Annotated in this window: 18 protein-coding genes and 1 riboswitch; of the genes, 7 read left to right on the forward strand and 11 right to left on the reverse strand. The window is 71.9% G+C overall.

Annotated elements, in window-relative coordinates; genetic code table 11:
* The 4 genes from JLI01S_RS13335 to rimP all read right to left on the reverse strand — a co-directional run.
* A partial coding sequence (locus JLI01S_RS13335) for a translation initiation factor IF-2 N-terminal domain-containing protein (RefSeq protein WP_174521324.1) occupies window positions 1–325 on the reverse strand: 325 nt, incomplete at its 3' end.
* 134 nt (window positions 326–459) lie between these two features.
* Window positions 460–885 carry a YlxR family protein gene (locus JLI01S_RS16760; protein ID WP_084349428.1) on the reverse strand — a complete coding sequence of 142 codons (426 nt, stop codon included), beginning with the start codon at window positions 883–885 and terminating at the stop codon, window positions 460–462.
* Window positions 807–1,904: a transcription termination factor NusA gene (gene nusA / locus JLI01S_RS13340; RefSeq protein ID WP_068265438.1), complete on the reverse strand. Its 1,098-nt coding sequence runs from the start codon at window positions 1,902–1,904 to the stop codon at window positions 807–809. The genes JLI01S_RS16760 and nusA overlap by 79 nt, the downstream gene beginning before the upstream one ends.
* A gap of 2 nt (window positions 1,905–1,906) precedes the next feature.
* Window positions 1,907–2,434, reverse strand: coding sequence for a ribosome maturation factor RimP (rimP, locus tag JLI01S_RS13345; protein ID WP_068265440.1), 528 nt, complete (start codon window positions 2,432–2,434; stop codon window positions 1,907–1,909).
* An 85-nt stretch (window positions 2,435–2,519) separates the two neighbouring features.
* Between rimP and JLI01S_RS13350 the strand changes: the two genes are divergently transcribed.
* The gene (locus tag JLI01S_RS13350) at window positions 2,520–3,374 is read left to right on the forward strand and encodes a hypothetical protein (RefSeq protein ID WP_068265442.1); all 855 of its coding nucleotides are present in this window, start codon (window positions 2,520–2,522) and stop codon (window positions 3,372–3,374) included.
* A complete protein-coding gene (locus tag JLI01S_RS13355) occupies window positions 3,371–4,270 on the forward strand; it encodes an aminoglycoside phosphotransferase family protein (protein ID WP_068265444.1) in 900 nt (299 codons plus the stop codon). The genes JLI01S_RS13350 and JLI01S_RS13355 overlap by 4 nt, the downstream gene beginning before the upstream one ends.
* A 76-nt stretch (window positions 4,271–4,346) precedes the next feature.
* Here the strand turns inward: JLI01S_RS13355 and JLI01S_RS13360 are convergent, their stop codons facing one another.
* The gene (locus tag JLI01S_RS13360) at window positions 4,347–5,312 is read right to left on the reverse strand and encodes a type IV toxin-antitoxin system AbiEi family antitoxin (protein ID WP_068265446.1); all 966 of its coding nucleotides are present in this window, start codon (window positions 5,310–5,312) and stop codon (window positions 4,347–4,349) included.
* Between the two features lie 162 nt (window positions 5,313–5,474).
* Between JLI01S_RS13360 and JLI01S_RS13365 the strand changes: the two genes are divergently transcribed.
* Complete coding sequence (locus tag JLI01S_RS13365; RefSeq protein WP_068265450.1) at window positions 5,475–7,454, forward strand: thioredoxin domain-containing protein; 1,980 nt, start codon at window positions 5,475–5,477, stop codon at window positions 7,452–7,454.
* On the opposite strand, the gene JLI01S_RS13370 is transcribed toward JLI01S_RS13365, so the two are convergent.
* The 3 genes from JLI01S_RS13370 to JLI01S_RS13380 are packed head-to-tail and all read right to left on the reverse strand — an operon-like array spanning window position 7,451 to window position 10,429.
* The gene (locus JLI01S_RS13370; RefSeq protein ID WP_068265452.1) at window positions 7,451–8,464 is read right to left on the reverse strand and encodes a pirin family protein; all 1,014 of its coding nucleotides are present in this window, start codon (window positions 8,462–8,464) and stop codon (window positions 7,451–7,453) included. The genes JLI01S_RS13365 and JLI01S_RS13370 overlap by 4 nt on opposite strands.
* Before the next feature lie 56 nt (window positions 8,465–8,520).
* Entirely contained in the window at window positions 8,521–9,186 is a 666-nt protein-coding gene (locus tag JLI01S_RS13375) for a response regulator (protein ID WP_068265454.1), read from the reverse strand.
* 4 nt (window positions 9,187–9,190) lie between these two features.
* A complete protein-coding gene (locus tag JLI01S_RS13380; protein WP_084349429.1) occupies window positions 9,191–10,429 on the reverse strand; it encodes a sensor histidine kinase in 1,239 nt (412 codons plus the stop codon).
* A gap of 162 nt (window positions 10,430–10,591) precedes the next feature.
* On the opposite strand from JLI01S_RS13380, the gene JLI01S_RS13385 reads away from it, so the two are divergent.
* Window positions 10,592–12,418, forward strand: a complete 1,827-nt coding sequence (locus tag JLI01S_RS13385; protein ID WP_169797332.1) for an alpha/beta-hydrolase family protein — start codon at window positions 10,592–10,594, stop codon at window positions 12,416–12,418.
* Here JLI01S_RS13385 and JLI01S_RS13390 read toward each other — a convergent pair.
* The gene (locus JLI01S_RS13390; protein ID WP_169797333.1) at window positions 12,415–13,017 is read right to left on the reverse strand and encodes a histidine phosphatase family protein; all 603 of its coding nucleotides are present in this window, start codon (window positions 13,015–13,017) and stop codon (window positions 12,415–12,417) included. The genes JLI01S_RS13385 and JLI01S_RS13390 overlap by 4 nt on opposite strands.
* Window positions 13,018–13,055: 38 nt before the next feature.
* On the opposite strand from JLI01S_RS13390, the gene JLI01S_RS13395 reads away from it, so the two are divergent.
* The 3 genes from JLI01S_RS13395 to JLI01S_RS13405 all read left to right on the forward strand — a co-directional run bounded on the left by JLI01S_RS13395 (window position 13,056) and on the right by JLI01S_RS13405 (window position 16,124).
* Window positions 13,056–14,525, forward strand: coding sequence for a cobyric acid synthase (locus JLI01S_RS13395; protein ID WP_068265462.1), 1,470 nt, complete (start codon window positions 13,056–13,058; stop codon window positions 14,523–14,525).
* The gene (cobF, locus tag JLI01S_RS13400) at window positions 14,522–15,355 is read left to right on the forward strand and encodes a precorrin-6A synthase (deacetylating) (protein WP_068265464.1); all 834 of its coding nucleotides are present in this window, start codon (window positions 14,522–14,524) and stop codon (window positions 15,353–15,355) included. The genes JLI01S_RS13395 and cobF overlap by 4 nt, the downstream gene beginning before the upstream one ends.
* 208 nt (window positions 15,356–15,563) lie before the next feature.
* Complete coding sequence (locus JLI01S_RS13405; RefSeq protein ID WP_068265465.1) at window positions 15,564–16,124, forward strand: hypothetical protein; 561 nt, start codon at window positions 15,564–15,566, stop codon at window positions 16,122–16,124.
* Window positions 16,125–16,131: 7 nt separating this feature from the next.
* Here JLI01S_RS13405 and bluB read toward each other — a convergent pair whose 3' ends face one another.
* Together bluB and cobN are read right to left on the reverse strand one after the other, a co-directional pair.
* On the reverse strand, window positions 16,132–17,874 hold the full coding sequence (bluB, locus tag JLI01S_RS13410) for a 5,6-dimethylbenzimidazole synthase (RefSeq protein ID WP_068265467.1): 1,743 nt from the start codon (window positions 17,872–17,874) through the stop codon (window positions 16,132–16,134).
* A complete protein-coding gene (cobN, locus tag JLI01S_RS13415) occupies window positions 17,871–21,542 on the reverse strand; it encodes a cobaltochelatase subunit CobN (protein ID WP_068265470.1) in 3,672 nt (1,223 codons plus the stop codon). The genes bluB and cobN overlap by 4 nt, the downstream gene beginning before the upstream one ends.
* Before the next feature lie 79 nt (window positions 21,543–21,621).
* A riboswitch (cobalamin riboswitch) is annotated at window positions 21,622–21,683 on the reverse strand.
* Between the last annotated feature and the right edge of the window lie 43 nt (window positions 21,684–21,726).

Raw genomic sequence — 21,726 nt, forward strand, 5'->3', positions numbered from 1 at the left:
TGGGGCCCGGGGTGGCGGCCTTGGGGCCGGGCGTCGGGGCTGCCGACGGGGCCGTAGGACCGGGGGTGGGCGCGGACGGCTGGTCAGCCGCCGGCGTCGCGGGAGCCTTGGGACCGGGCTTGCCGGCAGGAGCCGGCGTGGCCGCTGCCTTCTTGGCCTTGGGGTCGGCGGCGGGCGGGTTGTCCTTCACCCGACGCACGACCGGCGCCTCGATCGTCGAGCTCGCCGACTTCACGAACTCCCCCATGTCGCCCAGGTGGGCGAGGAGGGCCTTGCTGGAAACCCCGAGCTCTTTGGCGAGCTCGTGGACACGGACCTTAGCCACGTTTCTCCTTCATCTGGTCCGTACCGGATGAAGGCGCGGACCGTCGTCAGTTGAGGTGAATGCTCATTGCTGAGTACTCATCGGGTGCTCATCAGCGTCAAACCCGCTCTCGGTTGCTTCTGCGAACTTGGTCGTCATTGCTGGCTGCTGCCCACGCTCTGGAGCCAAGCACGAAGGGCGTCGGTTCCCTCGACCCGTTGCCGGAAGGCTCGGGAGAGGGCCCGCCGCCGGACGGCGAGGTCCAGACAGGCGATGTCGGGATGGAGCCATGCCCCACGACCCGGCAAGCACTTGCGTGGATCCGGCGCGGCCGTGGTCTCCCCACGGTCGTCCGTCACCACGACGATGCGCAGCAGTGTCGACCGGCTATCCCGTCCCCGGCACCCGATGCAGGTCCGGATGGGACCAGCAGGGGCGTCGTCGGACTGGAGTCCAGTCCGGTCAACGTCGTCCAGTCTAGCCCCTGCCGGGCCCGGCTCGGTCACGCGCCCGGCTGACCGGGGGCGGCCACGCCCCCGCTCGTCTCCGGCGCGGTGTCCGGGCGGATGTCGATGCGCCATCCGGTGAGCTTGGCCGCGAGACGGGCGTTCTGCCCCTCCTTGCCGATGGCCAGCGAGAGCTGGTAGTCCGGCACGACGACGCGCGCCGAGCGCAGCTTGGGGTCGACGATGGTCACGGACTCGACCTTGGAGGGCGAGAGGGCCGCGGCGATGAACTTCTGCGGGTCCTCGGAGTAGTCGACGATGTCGATCTTCTCGTCCTGCAGGTGGCTCATCACGGCCCGCACGCGGGCGCCCATCGCGCCGATGCACGCGCCCTTGGCGTTGAGGCCGGGGATCTTGGTGTGGACGGCGATCTTGGTCCGGTGACCGGCTTCGCGGGCCAGCGCCGCGATCTCGACCGAGCCGTCGGCGATCTCGGGCACCTCCATCGCGAAGAGCTTGCGCACGAGGTTGGGGTGGGTGCGCGACAGGCCGATCTCCGGCCCGCGCATGCCGCGCTTGACCGAGACGACGTAGACGCGGATCCGGTCGCCGTGGTTGTAGACCTCGCCGGGGACCTGCTCGGCCGAAGGGAGGATCCCCTCGACCGTGCCGAAGTCCACCAGGACATTGCGCGGGTTGGAGCTCTGCTGGACGACACCGGCCACGATGTCGCCCTCACGCCCGCGGAAGTCGCCCATGACGGCCTCGTCCTCGAGGTCACGCATGCGCTGGGTGATGACCTGGCGGGCGGTCGCGGCCGCGACGCGGCCGAAGTTGCTCGGGGTGTCGTCGAACTCCGGACCGACCTCGCGGCGGGTGCGGGTGCGCATCAGCGGCTTGCCCTCGTCGTCGAGAGGCAGGTCCTCCCCCTCCTCGACCTCGACCGGGATCTCCTCCTCGACGAGGGTCTCCTCACGGGCCCACACGACGACGTGCCCGTCCTTGCGACCGAGCTCGGCACGCGCGTTCTTGAAGGCACCCTCGGTGCGGTGGTAGGCGCCCAGAAGCGCCGCCTCGATGGCGTCGACGAGGATGTCGAAGGGGATCTCGCGCTCACGCTCGAGTGCCTTGAGGGCGTGGATGTCGATGTCCATGGTCAGTCCTTGGTCTCGTCGGCGTCGGGTGCGCTCTGGGGTCGGTTGAACTCCACCTGGGCGACGCCCTTGGTGATGTCGGCGAAAGAGATGTGCTCGGTGTGCGGCCCCTGCTGCTTGGTGCCCGCGACCTGCAGGTCGACCCCGTCGGCCGTCGTCGCGAGGACACGGCCGGTGAGGGGTCCATCGGCGAGGGTGAGCTCGACGAGGCGGCTGACGGCGCGGCGGAAGTGCATCGGCTCGGTGAGCGGACGGTCGGTGCCGGGGGTGCTCACCTCCAGGGTGTACGGCTGGCTGCCCAGGACCTCACTCGTGTCCAAGGCATCGCTGACGAGCCGGGTCGCGTCAGCGATCTCGTCGAGCGTGAGGGCCTCGATCGGGGTGTCGCCGACCGCGTCCTGCACGGGTCGCTCCACGGTGATGCGGGCGACACGACGCTTGCCGGCGGGGGTCACGGTCACAGCGGCCACGGTGAAGTCGTCACCCAACGCGCTGGACACCTGCTCGAGGATGTCGTGGTCCAAAGCCATGGGAAGCCTTCCGTGTGGAGTTGCCGTGCTAGCCCGCCACTCTAGTCATGATCGACGCGCACCGTGACATGCGAAGATCGGTGGTGTGCCCGCCCGTCCCAGCCGCCGCCTCCTGCTCACCGCAGCCCTGACGCTCCCCGCGACGGCCCTCGCCGGCTGCGGGGTCCGCCTCGAGGACGACGCGCCGGACATCCCCTTCGTCCCGCGGCGCGAGCCCATCCCCGGCGAGTCGGCCCTGCTTGCGGTCCTGGGCGCCCTGGAGTCCAGTGATGTCGCGCACTCTGCGCAGCGGGCAGACCTGCTGCACACCGCCTTGACCGACGCGCAGGTCCCCGACACCGTGCTCGCCGACGCGGCCTCGCCGACCTCCCCGGCAGAGGTCGCCGCGGCCTTCGAGGCGTCGGTGCGCGAGTGCGGATCGGGCCTGCTGCGACTCGTCGGACAGCTCACCGCGACGCAGCGCATCCTGTCCCCCATCGGCGCCAAGGCCGCGTTGTGGACCGACCCCGGGACAGGCGCCTGGACCGCCGGCGCCGTGGCCGCCACCGCACTGGAGGCCACCCGGGCGACGATGTACGCCCTCGAGGTCGTGGCCGGTCAGCAGAGCACGGGCGCCGTGGCCAAGGCGGCGCTCACCGCCAGCCAGGAGCTGCGCCGGCTGGGCATCCGCCAGACGACCGCTGCCGGCGACGCCGTGCAGCCGCTGGCCCTCGGGTACGACCGGCCAGATGACGTGACCGGGACAGCGGGACGCGACTGGGTGATCGGCAGCTTCATCCGGCTGCAGGCCGCCTACGCCGACTGCTTCGCCCGGCTGGACACCGACCGCGACGCTGCCCTCGAGGTGACCCAGTGGATGGTCACCGCCGAGGAGATCTCCGGCACGCAGTTCCGCCAGGACGTCCCCACGCTGTACGGGGACGGCAAGCACCAGCCGTGAGGGTCGAGGACGCCGCAGCCCTCGTGCCTGCAGGCTTCGTCACACACATCTCGACGCTCCCTGCCGCAGCGGGCCCCTCCGGCAGTGACTGGGTCGCGGCCCTCCCCCACCTGCTCGTCGACGTGCTCGGGACGTGGGAGCTGACGGTCGAGGGTGAGGCGATGACCGGTCACTGCGCACTCGTGCTGCCCGTGCGTGGGCCCGAGGGGTCGGCGGCCCTCAAGCTCGGCTGGCCGCACCGCGAGGCCGACGGAGAGCACCTGGCCCTGCGCGCCTGGGACGGGCGCGGAGCCGTGCGACTGCTGCGGGCCGACCCGCGCCGCTCCGTGCTGCTGCTCGAGCGCCTGACCACGCAGGACCTGACGGACCAGTGGGACGAGGAAGCCGTCGCGATCGTCGCGGGGCTCTACCCGGATCTGCACGTCGCACCGCTGCCGCAGGTGCCGGCGCTCGTGCCGTGGGTCGAGGAGACCCTGTCGCGTCCTGCCGCTGCCGGGCTGCCCCGGAGGTACGTGGAGCAGGCGAGGGGCACCCTTCGCTCCTTGGGGGATCTCGGTGGGGAGCGGCTGCTGCACGGCGACCTGCACTACGGCACTGTCCTGTCCGACGGCACCGACTGGGTCGCGATCGACCCCAAGCCGATCACGGGCCATCCGGCGTGGGAGGTCGCTCCCCTGCTGACCAACCGCGTCGAGGAGATGGGCACCGGCGCCTCGCTGCGCTGGTCGGTGCGGCGGCGGGTCGAGGTGGTCTGCGAGGTCTCCGGGCTGGATCAGGGACTCGTGCAGGCAGTGAGCGCGCTGCGCGCCGTGGTCGGCGCGGTCTGGGCCAGCGAGGACGGCGACGCCGAGCAGGTCTCGCGTGCGATCGCATTGATCAAGGCGCTCGGCGACTGAGCCGACGTGGTCGGCTGCCTCGGGCGACCCCCTTCGCGCCTGGCGTCGTTGCGCGGGGTTGGCCGAAGACCTGTCGTCAGCCAACCTCAGGAATCGACGCCAACCCACGTGATTGCCGTCGGGCCTCGGCCCGCGCGACGCCGTCGAGCACCTTGCGCCGAACGACCAGGTGGTCGGCCAGGTCGGCCCAGGTCAGGCGCACGAACTCGTAGCCCAGCGCGCGCAGACGGTCTTCACGCAACTTTTCGGCGATCAGGTCCGCCCGGCTCTGGTACTTGTCCATGCCATCGACCTCGATGATCAGCTTGAGTTCCTCGTACAGGAAGTCGACGCGCGCTACGTACTCGCCATCGTCGGCGTAGATGCGTACCTGCGGTGTCGGCTGGCGAAAGCCCAGCATCTGAAAGGCCCACCGTGCCCGGGACTCGGCTGCTGACTCGATCCGGGCGTCAGCGAGGAGAGACATCTGGAAGGGAGCGCGTGACCACCGGCCGGGCGCGAACGCAGCGAACGCTGCCTTCAGGTCCTGGTGGGTGATGCGCTTGCTGTGCAGCGCGTGGTCGGCGCTCACGAGTGCGGCCTCGGCCCCGGACTGCGCCGCCACCTGGAGACAGGCGACAGCCGGAGTGACGATGCGCAGCCCCTCGTGGACCTCGACGAGATCCTCGGCCACGGGTCGGTGACCGACAACCACACCATCTGATCGACCGCGCCCCGCGCCCACATGGACCAGGTGCACCCGGTCATCGACCCCGTGCAGGGAGACACCTCGGAGCGCGAGGGCGCTGTGGTGGCTCAGCGCCACGGAGTGCCCCTTGGGGAGCCCCGCCATCACGGCCCTCGCGCGCAGTTCGTGCCGCTCCCACGGCTTGGCTGCGCGCCACAGCTCTCCGTCGACGAGAGCATTGCGTCGGATCCGGACGAGGTCGCCAGCTCTGGCTGCGCGCGCGATCTCAGCACCACTGATGCCGATGGCGGCCAGTCTCTTGGCGGAGGTGGCGCCGCGACCCATCGTGAGAGTCGTGCGGATGCGTGAGTCCATACCGACATGGTGCGCAGGGGTGGTCGCGCGGTGCATGGGCTTGTCCACAGGGGTGCGGTGGCGGCGATCTGCAGGGTTGGCCGACGATCTGTCGTCAGCCAACCTCGGGCATCGACGCCAGCCCTCCGGATCGACGCCGCGCTCAGGTGAGAGCGTGGGGGCATGGGCAACCGACTCGCCGACAGCCTCTCCCCCTACCTGCGCCAGCACGCCGACAACCCGGTCGACTGGTGGGAGTGGGGCGACGCGGCCTTCGCCGAGGCGCGGCGGCGGGATGTGCCGATCTTCCTGTCCGTCGGGTACGCGGCCTGTCACTGGTGCCATGTCATGGCGCACGAGAGCTTCGAGGACGAGCAGGTCGCTGCGGCCCTGGCGCAGGGGTGGGTGAGCATCAAGGTCGACCGTGAGGAGCGCCCTGACGTCGACGCGGTCTACATGCTCGCGACCCAGGCGATGACCGGGCAGGGCGGGTGGCCGATGACGGTGCTCATCACCCCCGACGGTGAGCCCTTCTTCGCGGGGACCTACCTGCCCAAGCCACAGCTCATGCAACTGCTCGACGCGGCCGGCACCGCCTGGCGCGAGGACCGGGAGCGGCTCACCGCGAGCGCGACGAGCATCGCCTCCCAGCTGGCCGGCATCGCCGACCCCGGGCGTGGCGCACTGATCGAGGACGAGCAGGTCGCGTTGGCGGTGCACTCCCTGCGCAAGACCTTCGACGACGCTCGCGCCGGCTTCGGTGGCGCGCCCAAGTTTCCGCCGTCGATGACCTTGGAGCACCTGCTGCGCCACCACGCGCGCACCGACGACGCGGACGCGCTCGCCATGGCGGAGCGCACCCTCGAGGCGATGGCGCGAGGTGGGATCCACGACCAGCTCGCGGGCGGCTTCGCCCGCTACAGCGTCGACGCCGACTGGGTGGTCCCCCACTTCGAGAAGATGCTCTACGACAACACGCTGCTGCTGCGCGTCTACGCGCACTGGGCACGGCAGACCGGCTCCCAGCTCGCGGCCCGCGTGGCCGGCTCCACCGCCGACTTCCTGCTGCGTGACCTGCGCACGGCCGAAGGGGGCTTCGCCTCCGCTCTCGACGCGGACACCGTCATCGACGGGCACAGCATCGAGGGGGCCACCTATGTGTGGACACCGGCGCAGCTCGTCGAGGTCCTCGGCGAGGCAGACGGACACCGTGCGGCCGAGCTGCTCGAGGTGACGCCGGAAGGCACCTTCGAGGAGGGTGCCTCGACGCTGCAGCTGCTCACCGACCCCGATGACCCGGCCTGGTGGCAGGACGTCCGGGTGCGCCTGCTGGACACCCGTGCTGAGCGCCCGCAGCCGGCGCGCGACGACAAGGTCGTGACGAGCTGGAACGGTCTGGCGATCGCCGCGCTCGCCGACGCGGGCGTCACGCTGCGACGGCCCGAGCTGGTCGAGGCCGCTCGCGCCGCGGCGCAGCTCGTGCTCGACACCCACCTCATCGACGGTCGGCTCCGGCGCACGTCACTGGCCGGCCGGGTCGGCGACGCGCCTGCCGTGCTCGACGACCACGGCAACCTGGCCGAGGGGTTGCTCGCGCTGCACCGGGCGACCGGCGACACCACGTGGCTCACCCGCGCCGGCGAGATCATCGGGCTGGCCATCGACGCCTTCCACGGCGAGGACGGCTGGCACGACACGGCGCACGACGGCGAGGCCCTGATCACCCGCCCCCGCGGGCGCACCGACAATGCCGAGCCGGCGGGTGTCTCCGCGATCGCCGGGGCACTCCTGACGCACTCCGCCCTCACCGGCAACACCGAGCACCGCTCTCTCGCAGAGGAAGCCGTCGCCTCCCAGTCGCGGATCATCACCCACGACCCGCGCTTTGCCGGGTGGGGCCTGGCCGTTGCCGAGGCGATGCTCACCGGCCCGCTGCAGGTGGCGATCGTCGGCGAAGGGGAGGGCGGCCCCCTTCGTCAGGTGGCGGAGGCGTGCTCCTCCCCCGGCCTGGTCATCGTCAGCGGCTCACCGGACGCGCCCGGCGAGCCGCTGCTCGCGGACCGCCCGCTGGTCGAGGGGCGGCCGGCTGCGTACGTGTGCCACGGCTTCGTCTGCGACCGACCGGTCACCGACCCCGACGAGCTGGCGGCCCAGCTGCGCTAGGCGCCCGGGTGTTCGGTGCGTCCGTCGCCGTAGGTGGCGAAGCGCGGGGTCTCGCGCGGGTGCACCGGCGAGCGGCTGTCCCAGCCCCAACCACCGAACTCGGTGCGCTGGTAGTCCTCGAAGGCCTGGACGATCTCGGCCTGGGTGTTCATGACGAAGGGACCGTAGCTCGCGACCGGCTCACCGAGGTCGACGCCCTGCAGGACGAGGACGACCGACGGCTGGTCGCCGGCAGTGATCGTCGGCTGCGCACCGGCGACCGGGGCCCAGCCCGTGCCCGAGGCGACCGCGCTGCCGTCGATGTCGACACCGCCCTCGCCGTGCACGTAGAGCAGCCGCTGCGTCTCGGCCCGGCGGGTGGCCGGCAGCGTGATCGAGGCGCCGGGCACGAGGTCGACGAGCCAGACGGCGACGTCGGAGGCCGGGTCCGCCGCCCAGGAGGCCACGGGCGGGTCCAACGGGGCGAGGTCCTCGTAGGCACCGGAGACGACCGTCACGCGTGCACCGTCGTGCTCGAGCACCGGGATGTCCTCGTGCCAGAGCATCGTGAACTCCGGGTCGACGCCCTTGCTGCGGGCCGGGAGGTTGAGCCAGATCTGGTAGAGCTCGAAGGGGTTGTCCGCGTCCTGCTCGAGCAGCGGAAACATCTCGGAGTGGCTCACGCCGTGACCCGCGGTCACCCACTGCACGTCGCCCCCACCGAAGCGGGCCGTCGCGCCCGTGGAGTCGGCGTGGTCGACGACGCCGCGACGCACCAGCGTGATCGTCTCGAAGCCGCGGTGCGGGTGCGCGGGGAAGCCCGGGACCTGCTCACCGTGGTACATGTTCCAGCCCGACGGGTTGCCGAAGTCCTGCCCCAGCGGGCGGTCGGAGATGTCCTCGGCGGGACCCATGTCGGCATCGCCGCGCGGGTAGGCGTCGAGGTGGTGCACGGCGAAGAGGAAGGGGCCGACCCCACGCCACGGGTGGCCGATCTCGATGACGCTGCCGGTGGACGTGCTGACGCTCATGTGCGCTCCTGACGTGTGCGAGTGGTCTGCCTCGGTCAACGCCGGGGAGGCCGCGGTTATTGCCCCGGGACGACGACCCCGTGCTCGTAGGCGAAGACGACCGCTTGGGCCCGGTCGCGCAGCGCCAGCTTGGTGAGCACCCGCGACACGTGCGTCTTGACCGTCTGCTCGGCGAGGAAGAGCTGGCCGGCGATCTCGGCGTTGGACAGCCCGGCCGCGATGAGCCCCAGGACCTCGTGCTCGCGAGCGGTGAGCTGCTCGAGCCGGGGCGAGCGGCGGGGCACGGTGCCGCGACGCCGGGTGGACTCCTCGATCAGCCGCCGGGTGATGCTCGGGGCCAGCAGCTGGTCCCCGGCCGCGACGACCCGCACCGCGCGCACCAGCTCCTCGGCGGGCGCGTCCTTGAGCATGAAGCCGCTCGCCCCCAGACGCAGCGCCTCGTAGACGTAGTCGTCGATGTCGAAGGTCGTGAGCATCAGGACGCGGGGCCGGGTGGGACTCGGTGAGGACAGGATCGTCGCAGCGGCTTCGAGCCCGTTGACCTCCGGCATGCGCACGTCCATGAGGACGACATCGGGTGCCAGTCGGGCGACCTCGCGGACACCGAGGGCCCCGTCCGCGGCTTCGCCGACGACACTGATGTCCGGCTGCGCATCGAGCAGCGCGCCGAAGCCCTGCCGCACCATCGCCTGGTCGTCGACGATGACCACCGAGATCGTCATGCGCCTACTCTCCCAGCCGCGGACGGTCGGCGAGCGGCACGCTCGCGGTCACCGCGAAGCCACCCTCGGGGGTCGGCCCTGCGGTGAGGGTGCCGCCGACGGCCTCCACCCGGGTCCGCATGCCGGGGATGCCGTTGCCGCCGCCGCGCTCGGCCGTGCCGGAGGTGGACGAAGGGGAGGTCCCCACGGTGAGCAGGGCACCAGCGGGCCCGTCGGCCGGGTGGACGCGCACGAGATCGACCCGCACGCTCGCGCCGGGCGAGTGCCGGCTGGCGTTGGCGAGCGACTCCTGAAGCACGCGGTGCAGGACGAGCCCGGTCCCCGGGGGGCAGTCCTCGGGGGGCAGGCCGAGGTGCCACGAGAGGTCCATGCCCGCGGAGCGGGAGGACTCGAGCAGAGCGGGCAGGTCGGCGAGCGTCGGCTGGGGGGCGGTCTGCACGGCCGCGCCCTCCTCGCGGAGCACCCCGAGCACGCCCCGGACCTCCTGCAGCGCGGCACGGGCCGACTCCTCGATGGCGACGAACTCCCCCTTCGCCTCCGGGGTGAGGTCGGCGACGCGGTAGGGGGCCGTCTGCGCCTGCACGACCACCATCGACATGTGGTGGGCGACGACGTCGTGGAGCTCGCGGGCGATGCGGCTGCGCTCCTCGACGACGGCGCGACGGGCCCGCTCGACCTCGGCCGTCTCCTCCTGCTCCGCCAGCTGTCGGCGGGAGAGGAGCAGCCAGCGCGCGAGCAGACCGAAGGCGATGACGATCGCGGCGCCGAGCGCCCAGGCCTTCATCCCCATCGGCATCGCGACGAGGAAGAGCAGGACCGAGCCAGCGAGGACCGCGGCGACCAGGCGCAGCTCGGCGAAGACCGCGGCGACGAGGATCGCCACGAGCAGGACGAGGAAGTGCACCACGGGCCACGGCATCGGCGCGGTGTCCAGGCGTGGCAGCGGGATCCACAGGAGCGCCCCGAGGACGCTCACCGCCCAGGCGACGAAGGGGGCCCGCCGCATGATGAGCAGCGGCGCCACCGACATCGCCGCGAGGAGCGGCATCACCGAGGCGGTGACGACATGACTCTCCTCGATCGTCGACCAGCCGATGATGAACATCAGGACGGCGAGCAGAGTCGTCGCGACGTCGGGATGGGTCCGTGCTCCCCGGGACAACCACCGGAGCCCTCGGCCACTCTGCCGCAGGGCTCGACCCACACCCATCCGCTGACGGGAGGGTCTCGGGTTCCTGGGCATGGGCTCAGGCTACGGACCGGCGGGGATCTCGTCGTCATACTCCGGAGCCATCCGAGGTCACCCTGAGGTAGTACCCCGGCGGTGGGGTGGCCCCTGACGGCCACCTCAGGACGGCTCCGGCGGGTGATGTGGCACGCGGTGGCCGACGGCGACGTTCGCCCCATGACCACTGCACTCGCCCGCACCGCTCTGCTGACCCTGCTCGCTGCCATGCTCTGGGCGGCTCTGATGATGGCGGGCAGACCGCCTGCGGCGGTGCCTGACCCCGGGTCGAGCGCGGCGGTCGCCGCGCTGACGAGCCGTCCGGCGGACCGAGCAGCGGGCGCCGTGCCCGCAGACTTCGTCACCGACCTCGGGTACGCGCCTCGCCTCGAGGGCGACCGTCTGGTCAACCCCACCGGCTCGTGCTCCTCCCCCGTGCCGCTCCCGCCGGAGTTCGAGGGCCCGTGCCGGCAGCACGACCTGGGGTACGACCTGCTGCGGCACGCCGCGCGCAGTGGTGGCGCTCTCCCCGCCGCGGCGAGGCAGCAGCTCGACGCGCAGCTCGTCGCCTCTGCTCGCGCGTCGTGCGACGGGCGTCAGGGGAACTCTCACGGGTGGTGCTCTGCGTGGGCGGACATCGCCGGCTTCTTCGTCCGGGTCAACTCGCTGCGGCAGCACGACTCGACTCCGCTGCCGGAGGACGCCCTGTCCCGCAGCGTGACGGGTGCGGGCGCGCTCACCCTCGTCGGCACTGCAGGGACGCTCGCGCTCGGTGGGGTGCGGCTGCGGCGCAGGATCGACTGGTCGCGGGTGGCGGTGCGCGTGTCCGGCCTCGCGCCCCGGGTCTCCGGTGCGGCCGCCGCCGTGGCGGGCTTCGCGGTGAGCATCGCCCCCGGGCACCTGCCCCACGGGCCCGTCCTGCAAGGCGGTCTGACGGCGGTGCTCGTCGGCGGCAGCGTGCTCCTGGTGCGTGCGCTGCGTCCCGGCACGGCGCGGCTCGTCGCGCGGTGCCGCTCGTGGGCGCTGGCCGGCGTGCTGGCCATGGTCCTCGCGACGCTCGGCTGGGCGCAACCAGCCCTCTCCGCCAGGCGTCTGGCGATCGGGCTGCCACCCACCGACCTGACCTGGTGGCTGACGGTGGGCGCCGTGGTGGGGGCTGCGTGGCTGGCGGTCCGCTCCCTTCGCTGGGGGTGGTCGCGGCGACGTACCGCCTGGCGCCCGGCCATGGTCGTCGCGATGGCCTCGACGGCGGTCTTCTCCGGCGGACCGGTGCACGGTGCCGGCACCTCGCCGGAGGACCGGGTACTGCTGCAGTCATCCCCCGTGGGCGCCGTGCGTGCCTATGCCGAGATGCGCGAAGGGGAGGTCCCGGCCGAGCGTGCGGAGCGCGCCGCCGACGACTTGGTGCAGGTGGGCGGTCTGGAGCGGGAGCACGTCGTCATCGCGGTCCCGACGGGATCAGGATGGATCAACCCGCAGGTCGTGGCCGGGCTGGAGGCACGCTTCGGCTCGCAGCTGGCGACGGTGGGGATGCAGTACGACGACGCTCCGAGCTGGGTCTCCCATCTCTTCCGCCGGGACCAGGCCGTGGCGGGGACACGTGAGGTCTTCGACGCCGTCACCGAGCGGGTGCGGGAGCTGCCTGTGGACCAGCGCCCGCAGGTCCACGTGTACGGGGAGAGCCTCGGGGCGAGCGCCGGTCAGGCGATCTTCGGTGGACCCGACACACGCCGGGCGCACGAGGTCTGCTCGGTGCTGTGGACGGGCACGCCGGGCGACCACCGGGTGGGCCTGCCGCGGGAGGCCGCGGTCGCCAACGACGACGACCCCGTCGTGCACGCCTCGCCGCGCGACCTCCTGCTCCCACCGGGCGACGGCCGACCGTGGGTGCCGGTGCTGAGCGCCGTGCACGAGGCAGCTGACCTCGTGGGGTCGCTCGACGTGCCCGACGGCAACGGTCACCGATACGGACCCGACACAGCAGATCGGCTGGAGACCTGCCCCTAGTCGACGACGGAGTGCGTGGTGATCGAGCCGGGAGCGATCGGCTCGTCCCAGTCGATGTCGCGGTGCGATGTGGAGCGCAGCCAGGCCAGGGCCGCCCGGATCGTGTGCTCGTGGCTGACGACGACCAGGCGCTCGGGCTGCTCGATGAGGGCGGGGGCAAACCACTCGCCCACTCGCTCGTAGACGTCCTGCATCGACTCACCACCGCCCCAGCGCACCTCGCTGATGTGCGTGTCGTCCGGCACCGACTGCGCGCGCAGGGAGTCGGACCGCTGCCCCTCCAGCTCACCGAGAGCCTGCTCCCGCAGACCCGCCTCGTGCCGGACGGAGGCGCTCCACCGCAGGGGGCGCAGCGCGACGGAGATGATCTCGGCGGTCTGCAGGGCACGCACCAGGTCGCTGGTCCACAGGTCGAGGGAGTGCTCGCGCCGCGGCGGTCCTGTCAGGGCGCTGAGGGCGAGTCCCGCTCGGGCGGCCTGAGCCCGCCCCTCGTCGGTGAGCACCGCCTGGTTGGGGCCCCGGTGGGCGCCCTGGACGAGACCGTCACGGTTCCACGTCGACTCACCGTGACGGATGAGGTGTACGTGTGTCGGGCTCACGCCGCCCACGCTATCGGCGAACCGTAGAGTGGCGGCTCGTGAGCGGACTGCTGATCACCGGGACCTCCTCCGACGCGGGCAAGTCGCTCGTCGTGACGGGGCTGTGTCGAGTCATCGCCCGGCGCGGGATCTCGGTCGCGCCCTACAAGGCGCAGAACATGTCCAACCACTCGATGGTCTGCCGTGACGGCTCCGAGATCGGGCGCGCGCAGTACCTGCAGGCGCAGGCCGCGGGTGTCGAGGCGACGTCCGCGATGAACCCGGTCCTGCTCAAGCCGGGCAGCGACCGGCGGGCGCACGTGGTCGTGCGCGGGCGGCCGGCCGGCGAGCTGATGGCCGGCGAGTACGCGACGGGGCGTCGCCACCTGGCGGAGGCGGCCTTTGCCGCCTACGAGGAGCTCGCCGGGAAGCACGAGGTGATCGTCTGCGAAGGTGCCGGCTCCCCCGCCGAGATCAACCTGCGCGCTGGCGACTACGTCAACCTCGGTCTGGCGCAGCAGTTTTCGCTGCCCACGGTGCTCGTCGGGGACATCGACCGCGGAGGGGTACTCGCGGCGCTCTACGGCACGTGGGCGCTCGTCTCGGACGAGGACCGGCCGCTGCTGCGCGCCTACCTGATCAACAAGTTCCGGGGGGACGCCTCCGTGCTGGAGCCGGGCCTTGAGGAGATCAGCCGGCGCACGGGCATGCCGAGCCTCGGGGTGCTGCCGTGGCTCCAGGACGTGTGGCTCGACTCCGAGGACTCGTTGTCGATGGGCGCCTGGGGTGACGTCGAGGACGGCGTCCCGGCCGACCGGCGGCTGTCGGTGGCCGTCGTCCGTCTGCCGCGCACGTCCAACGGCACGGACGTCGACGCGCTGGCCGCCGAGCCGGGGGTCGACGTGAGGGTCACCGTCGACGCCGACCACGTGCGCGAGGCGGACCTGCTCGTGCTGCCCGGGTCCCGGGCGACGATCTGCGACCTGGCGTGGCTGCGACGGACCGGACTGGCGGACATCGTGCTCGACCGCGCCCGTCGCGGTGCGCCGGTGCTCGGGGTCTGCGGCGGGTACCAGATGCTGCTCGACGAGATCGTCGACGACGGGATCGAAGGGGGCGAGTCCACCTCTCCCACAACCGTCCGCGGCCTCGGCCTGCTGCCCGGTCGGGTCGTCTTCCACGAGGACAAGGTGCTCGCGCGACCGAGCGGTGCATGGCGCGGCCATGAGGTGGACGGCTACGAGATCCACCACGGGGTCGTCGCGCCGACCGGCGGTGAGGACTTCCCCGGCGGGCACGCCGTGGGCGCCGTGCGCGGGTCGATCTGGCACGGCACCCTGGAGTGCGACGACTACCGCCGAGCACTGCTCGCCGACGTGGCCGCGATGACCGGGTCGACGTGGTCCGCGAAGCCGGGGGCGGCCCCCTTCGCCCGTCGTCGTGAAGGCATGATCGACACCCTCGCCGACGCCCTCGAGACCCACGTCGATGTCGACGCCATCATCTCCCTCGCGAAGGAATCCCGGTGAGCAGCAACGCCACTCGTCGCATCCACGTCATCGGTATCGGCGCCGGCTCCCCCGAGCACGTGACGGCCGAGGCGGCCGCTGCACTGGCCGAGGTCGACGTCTTCCTCGTCGCGGACAAGGGTGGGGCCAAGGACGAGCTGGTCGCGGTGCGCCGGGCGATCTGCGACCGATTCATCCCGACGGAGCGCGCGTACGAGCTCGTCACCGTGCCGGACCCGAAGCGTGGTCCTGATGCAGACCGTGACTCGGCGGCGTACGCGCAGGGAGTGCGCGACTGGCACGCCGCCCGCACCGACGCGTACGTAGGGATCATCGAGGAGCTGCCCGACGAGGCAGTCGTGGGCTTCCTCGTGTGGGGTGATCCCGCCTTCTACGACAGCACCATCCGCATCGTTGACGCGATCGGCGAACGCATCGCGACCGCGGTGCGGGTCATCCCCGGGATCTCCGCCTTCCAGACGCTGGCTGCGGCGCACGGGATCGTGCTGCACCGCGTCGGGGAGCCCATCCACGTCACGACAGGACGCCGACTCGTCGACGAGTGGACCCGTGCGGAGGCTGCCGACCTGTCACTCGGCACCGTCGTCGTCATGCTCGACGGCCACCTGCACTGCCGCGAGCTCGCGGCCACCCATCCGGACACGGTCATCCACTGGGGCGCCTACGTCGGCATGCCGCAGCAGGAGCTGCGCTCCGGGCGGCTCGCCGACGTCATCGACGAGATCGTCGAGCTGCGTGCCCGGCTGCGCGAGAGGCACGGTTGGGTCATGGACGTCTACGCCCTTGGGTCCGCATCCGCGCCGGTCCATACCGGCGGAAGGCTTGCGTGAGTAGTGGGATCGTGCAGCAGGCAGAATCCTTGACGTCGGACAACGACCCTTCTACCATCCCGGTCTACGGGTCCCGAAGCATAGGGGCCGCGCCTCGAGGGGGGGCCGTGCTACGAGCCACCTGCGTATCAGTCGTGCATCAGTTCCTATACCTGTGTGTTGCGCTCCGGAGAGAGCAAGTGGGCCATGAGGGTCTTGGACTGATCAGGTGACAGCGGAGTCAGCGGCACGCCGCTGCGTCATCACGCCCGGCCACGAGGTGGTCGTCTCCGGGGAGCTCACCGGCGGAGAGAGCCCGTCGGTATGGGTTCATCAGGGATTCGGTCTCTCCGGCCGTGTCGAGGGTGGCCGAGTCCCGCTGACGGGCGAGAACCTCACGCCCGGGTTGGGGCGCGTCGCCGGTCTCTGGGACGGCTTCGGGATCACGCCGGCGAGGCCAACCTCCGTCATCCATGATCACGACGCACCGCCCGTGGTGCTCACCGCATCCGAGAGGCTCCCTGGTCCCCAGGACCTGACCGACACCGAGCGCGAGAGCGCGATGGACGAGGTGTTCTCACGCTCCGGGAGCCGGTTGCTCGGCTTCGGTGGGACCTCGCACAGCACCTTCGCGTGCCTGCTCTTCGTGGACTCCGCCTTCGTCGACTGGTGGCTCGACGTCACGACCCTGCGCATCGACCTGTCAGTCGCGATGCTCCCGTCCTCGCTGTGGGACGACTGGGGGAGGCTGCCACCCGGTGTCATGCCGGGTGCGCACGCCCGACCGTGAGGTCGCTTCAGCGGGTGCGGGCGGCCAGGCGGCGGATGGCCAGGCCCTGCAGGACCATCGAGGCGGCGAGGCAGGCACCGACGCCCTCGCCGGAGCGCAGCCGCAGGTCGAGCAGGGGCTCGAGGCCGAGCTCGCGCAGGACGAGGGCATGGGCGCGCTCGCGACTGACCTGACCGGCAAGCAGGTAGGCCTGCGTCGCCGGCTCGATCCGGCTGGCGATGACGCCCGGCAGTGATCCCGCCAGTCCGTCCAGAACCACCGGGGCGCCTGCGGCAGCAGCACCGAGGGTGACCCCCGTGAGCAGGGCGATCTCGGGACCCCCGACCTTCGCGAGGAGGCGAAGGGGGTCTGACTCACCCTTGGTCCGGGCCAGCGCAGCAGCGACGACGTCGCGCTTGCGCGCGACCATGTCGGCGTCCGAGCCGGAGCCGAGGCCGACGGCGTCCTGGGGTTCGAGGTCGAGCAGGGCGCAGGCCAGGGCCGCGGCGACGGTCGTGTTGCCGACACCGACCTCGCCGAGGCAGACGAGCCCGCTGGCCGCGGCCTCGCGACCGATCTCGCGCCCGGCAGCGACGAGTGCCGCGACGTCGGTGTCGCTCATCGCGTCGGCCGCCGCGAGGTCACCCCGCTCCCCCGCGGGCCGAGCATCATGTGCGCCCGGGATCGCTTGTGACACACCGCAGTCGGCGGCGATGACCGCCAGTCCAGCACCGGCAGCGGACGCTGCGCCGAGGGAGGCCCCGGCCACGGTCGCGGTGAGCACGTCCGCCGTCGTCGAGGCGGGGAAGGCACTGACGCCGAGATGGGTCACCGGGTGGTCCGCACCGGCCAGCACGAGGGTGCCGCCCGTGACGTCGTGGGCGCCGACGGCAAGCACCCGGTTGAGGGCCCGGTCGAGGACACCGAGCGAGTCCGGCGGGGACAGCAGCTCGTCGGCCGCGTCCGTCGCGCCGACGAGACGGTCGGGCTCGGGGCCGCGCAGGTGCGAGACCGGCTGCTGCGGAGCCGACTCGTCGGCGGGCCAGCGGTCGTGGAGCACCACCTGGTCCAGCGGGGTCTTCTTCGACCAGGCAGCGCGCTCCAGACCCGGTGACGGCGGTCGCTCGTCCGGCCAGCCGAGGCACAACCAGCCAAGCGTGACGACACCGTCGGGCAGGCCGAGCAGGTCGGCCAGCTCGTCGGGGTCGAAGAGCGTCACCCACCCCATGCCCAGGCCGTGGGCGCGGGCGCTGAGCCACATGTTTTCGATCGCGGTCGCGCACGACCACATGTCCGCGTCGGGGAAGGTCGCCCGACCCAGCACACCCGTTGCGGGAGTGCGGCGGTCGCAGGCCACGACGATGCCGACGGGTGCCTCGCGCAGGCCCTCGAGCTTGAGGTCGAGCATCCTTGCGGCGCGCTCGGAGGCCAGGTGCGCGGCCTGGTCGACCCGGGCCCGGTCGGCCATCGCGGCGGCCCGGTCACGGGTCGTGGGATCGGTGACGACGATGAAGCGCCACGGCTGGGAGTGGCCGACACTCGGAGCACGGTGACCGGCCTCGAGCACCGAGGTGATCAGGTCCTCCGGGACCGCGTCGGGACGATAGCGGCGGATGTCGCGTCGTCCGGCGATGACCGCAGCCAGCGCCTCGGTGACGGACTCCCCCATCGCCCAGCCCGACGGGTCCTCGCGCCGCTGCGCGGCACTGCTGGTGTCACCGATCGTCGGGACGGGCCGGGCATAGCGGTCCCGGCCCCCTTCGTCGCTCACTCGTCGTCCTCCAGGTCGCCCTCGATGTCGAGGTACACCTGCTGCATCGCCCGCATGACCTCAGTATCGGGCTCCTCCCACAACCCGCGGTCGGCGGCCTCGGTGAGCTTCTCCACGATCCCCCGCAGCGCCCACGGGTTGGCCCGGCGCATGAAGTCCTGGTTGGTCTCGTCGAGGACGTAGTCCTTGGCGATGCGGTCGTACATCCAGTCGTGGACGACCCCGGCCGTGGCGTCGAAGCCGAAGAGGTAGTCGACCGTCGCCGCCAGCTCGAAGGCTCCCTTGTACCCGTGCCGCTGCATGGCCGCGATCCACCGCGGGTTGACCACGCGCGAGCGGAAGACGCGGTTGGTCTCCTCCTGCAGCGTGCGGGTGCGCACCGCGTCGGGCGAGGTCGAGTCGCCGACGTATGCCTTGGGCTCGGTGCCGGTCAGCGCGCGCACGGTCGCGACCATGCCCCCGTGATACTGGAAGTAGTCGTCCGAGTCGAGGATGTCGGACTCGCGGTTGTCGACATTCTTCGCCGCCACCTGGATGCGCCGGTAGGTGCGCTCCATGTCCTCGGCGGCAGGTTTGCCGTCGAGGTCACGGCCGTACGCGAAGCCGCCCCAGGCCGTGTAGACCTGCGCGAGGTCGTCGTCACTGCGCCAGTTGCCCGACTCAACGACCTGCAGGATGCCGGCGCCGTAGCTGCCCGGCTTGGAGCCAAAGATCCTTGTGCGAGCGCGCCGCTCGTCACCGTGGTCAGCGAGGTCGACGGCGGTGTGCGCGCGGACGGGGTTGTCCTGCGGCGTCTCGTCGAGGCCGGCGACGAGCTCGACGGCATCGTCGATGAGGGCGATGACGTGCGGGAAGGCATCGCGGAAAAACCCGGAGATGCGCACGGTGACGTCGACGCGGGCGCGCCCGAGCTCGGCGAGTGGGATGGCCTCGAGACCGGTGACGCGTCGGGACTGCTCGTCCCAGACCGGCGTCACACCCAGCAGCGCGAGGACCTCACCGATGTCGTCACCGGAGGTGCGCATCGCCGAGGTGCCCCACATCGACAGCCCGACGGAGGTGGGCAGCTCGCCCGTCTCCTCGCGGTAGCGCTCGAGGAGGGAGTCGGCCATCGCCGTGCCGGTCTGGTAGGCCAGCCGGGACGGGATCGCCTTGGGGTCGACGGAGTAGAAGTTGCGGCCGGTGGGCAGCACATTGATCAGCCCGCGAAGGGGGGATCCGCTCGGCCCCGCGGGGACATAGCCACCGTCGAGGGCGTGCAGCACCATGGTCAGCTCGCGGTCGGTCGCTGCCAGGCGCGGTACGACCTGCAGGGCGGCGAACTCGAGGACCCGGGCGACCTCCGCGGCGCGATCGGCGTCGAGGTCCGGCTCGGCCTCGGCGACGAGGCCCGTCGCGGCGAAGGGGTCCCAGCCTCGGGCGGCGAGCCCCTCGACGAGGTGACGGGCTCTCCCTTCGATCTCGTCGGTCTCGGTGGAGGACGCGTCCTCGGCCAGACCGAGCGCCGCCCGCAGGCCGGGGACCGAGCCGACCTGCCCGGAGAAGACCTGCGAGGCGCGCAGGACGGCCAGCACGAGGTTGACGAGCTCCTCGCCCTGCGGCGCCTGGCCGAGGACGTGCAGCCCATCGCGGATCTGCACGTCCTTGATCTCGCAGAGCCAGCCGTCGACGTGCATGACGAGGTCGTCGAAGCCATCGGCGTCGTCGAGGTCGACGTCCTCGAGCCCGAGGTCGACGTGCATCTGCGCGGCGTGGATCAGCTGCCAGATCTCGCCACGCAGGGCCGGCGCCTTGGCCGGGTCCATCGCGGTGACATTGCCGTACTCGTCGAGCAGCTGCTCCAGACGGGCGATGTCGCCGTAGGACTCGGCGCGGGCCATCGGCGGGACGAGGTGGTCGACGATCGTGGCGTGCGCGCGGCGCTTGGCCTGGGTGCCTTCGCCGGGGTCGTTGACGAGGAAGGGGTAGATCAGCGGCAGGTTGCCCAGCGCAGCGTCGGTGCCGCAGGCGGGCGACATCGCGAGGTTCTTGCCGGAGAGCCACTCGAGGTTGCCGTGCTTGCCGACGTGGACGATGGCGTGCGCGCCGAACTCCTCCTCGATCCAGCGGTAGGTCGCCAGGTAGTGGTGGGTCGGCGGCAGGTCGGGGTCGTGGTAGATCGCGATCGGGTTCTGCCCGAAGCCGCGTGGCGGCTGCACGAGCAGCGCGACATTGCCGCGGACGAGGGCGGCGGTGACGATCTCCCCGTGCGCGTCGCGGGTCGTGTCGACGAAGACCTCACCGGGCGCTGCGCCCCAGTGCTCCGTCATCGCCTCGCGCAGGTCGGCCGGGAAACGCTCGAACCACTCGCGGTAGCGATCGGCGGGGATGCGCACCTGCGCTCCCTCGACCTGCTCCTGGGTGAGCCACTCCTCGTCCTGGCCGCCGGCGGCGATGAGCTCGTGGATGAGGGCATTGCCCGATGTCGTGTCGGGTGCTTCGCCCTCGACCGAAGGGAGCGGGTCCATGCCGATGAAGCCGTCACCGATGTCGTAGCCGGCCTCGCGCATCGCGCGCAGCAGCCGGATGGTCGAGACGGGGGTGTCGAGACCGACGGCGTTGCCGAGGCGGGAGTGCTTGGTCGGGTAGGCGGACAGGACGACCGCGATCTTGCGCTCGGCGACGGGGGTGGAACGCAGGCGGGCATGGTTGACCGCGATGCCGGCCACCCGTGCGGCGCGCTCGGGGTCGGCCACGTAGTGCGGCAGGCCCTCGTCGTCGAACTCCTTGAAGGAGAAGGCAACCGTGATCAGGCGACCGTCGAACTCGGGGACTGCGACCTGGGTGGCGACGTCGAGCGGGCTCATCCCGTCGTCGGAGTCCAGCCAGTCCTGGCGGCCCCACGTGAGACAGAGGCCCTGCAGGATCGGGATGTCGAGGGCAGCGAGGGCTTCGACGTCCCAGGCCTCGTCGTCCTCACCGGCAGAGGCGGTCGCGGGCTTGGTCCCGCCGGCCGCGAGCACGGTGGTGACGAGGGCGTCGAGGGTGCCGAGGTGCTCGAGGAGCCCGTCGGGGGCGTCGCGCAGGGAGGCGGAGTGGATGACGACGCCTTGGCCTCCGGCCGCGTCGATCGCGTCGGCGAGCGCGTGGGCGTAGTCGGTGTTGCCGGCCGCGTACTGGGCCCGGTAGATCAGGACGCCGACGCGCGGGCGGCGGGTCGTGGAGTCGCCGGCGGCGGTGTCGAGGGCCGCCGGCTCGTCCCGCTCGAGGACGCCCCACTGGGGCAACGCTGCCGGCGCCTCGAAGCCTTCGCCAGTGAGCAGCAGGGTGTCGCCGAGGAAGGCGTGCAGCTGGGCGAGGTTGGTCGGGCCTCCTTCGGCGAGGTAGCGGTGGGCCTCCGCGGCGGTACCGGGTGGCACGGTCGAGAGCTCCATGAGTGCCGCGTCGGGTTCCTGGGTGCCCCCCAGCACGACGAGCGGGGCGCTCGCGGTCCGCAGCTCGTCGAAGCCCTCCCACAGCCCCTGGGGGCTGCCGAGGTAACGGACCACCACGATGTCGGCGCCCGCGACGCGTGCGGCGATCTGCTCGCCGGTGAGACGGGCGGGGTTGGCGACCACGTAGTCGACGCCAGCGCTGCGCGCGCTCAGCAGGTCGGTGTCGGAGGTGGACAGCAGGGCGAGCGTCGTCACGTCGTGAGCTCCTTGAGCGGGGTTCCGCGCCCCGCGGTCGAAAGGGACCCGGACGTCTGTCCGGACCGGCCGACCCGACGTGTCTGACTCGCGATTGCTCGCTCACAGTGGCGGGACCGTCCCGGACTTGCACCGGGTTCCGACGAGATCGGCCGATGGCAGCCTAACCCGGCACGTATGCTGC

Origin of the sequence: Janibacter limosus NBRC 16128 (genome assembly GCF_001570985.1) — a bacterium.
GTDB lineage: Bacteria > Actinomycetota > Actinomycetes > Actinomycetales > Dermatophilaceae > Janibacter > Janibacter limosus.

Excerpts from the sequence above, each read along its gene's own strand:
- JLI01S_RS13375 (WP_068265454.1), bottom strand. The coding sequence starts at position 9,186 with ATGACGATCTCGGTGGTCATCGTCGACGACCAGGCGATGGTGCGGCAG.
- JLI01S_RS13365 (WP_068265450.1), top strand. The coding sequence starts at position 5,475 with ATGGGCAACCGACTCGCCGACAGCCTCTCCCCCTACCTGCGCCAGCAC.
- JLI01S_RS13380 (WP_084349429.1), bottom strand. The coding sequence starts at position 10,429 with ATGCCCAGGAACCCGAGACCCTCCCGTCAGCGGATGGGTGTGGGTCGA.
- JLI01S_RS13385 (WP_169797332.1), top strand. The coding sequence starts at position 10,592 with ATGACCACTGCACTCGCCCGCACCGCTCTGCTGACCCTGCTCGCTGCC.
- rimP (WP_068265440.1), bottom strand. The coding sequence starts at position 2,434 with ATGGCTTTGGACCACGACATCCTCGAGCAGGTGTCCAGCGCGTTGGGT.
- JLI01S_RS13360 (WP_068265446.1), bottom strand. The coding sequence starts at position 5,312 with ATGGACTCACGCATCCGCACGACTCTCACGATGGGTCGCGGCGCCACC.
- JLI01S_RS13370 (WP_068265452.1), bottom strand. The coding sequence starts at position 8,464 with ATGAGCGTCAGCACGTCCACCGGCAGCGTCATCGAGATCGGCCACCCG.
- nusA (WP_068265438.1), bottom strand. The coding sequence starts at position 1,904 with ATGGACATCGACATCCACGCCCTCAAGGCACTCGAGCGTGAGCGCGAG.
- JLI01S_RS16760 (WP_084349428.1), bottom strand. The coding sequence starts at position 885 with ATGGCGCATCGACATCCGCCCGGACACCGCGCCGGAGACGAGCGGGGG.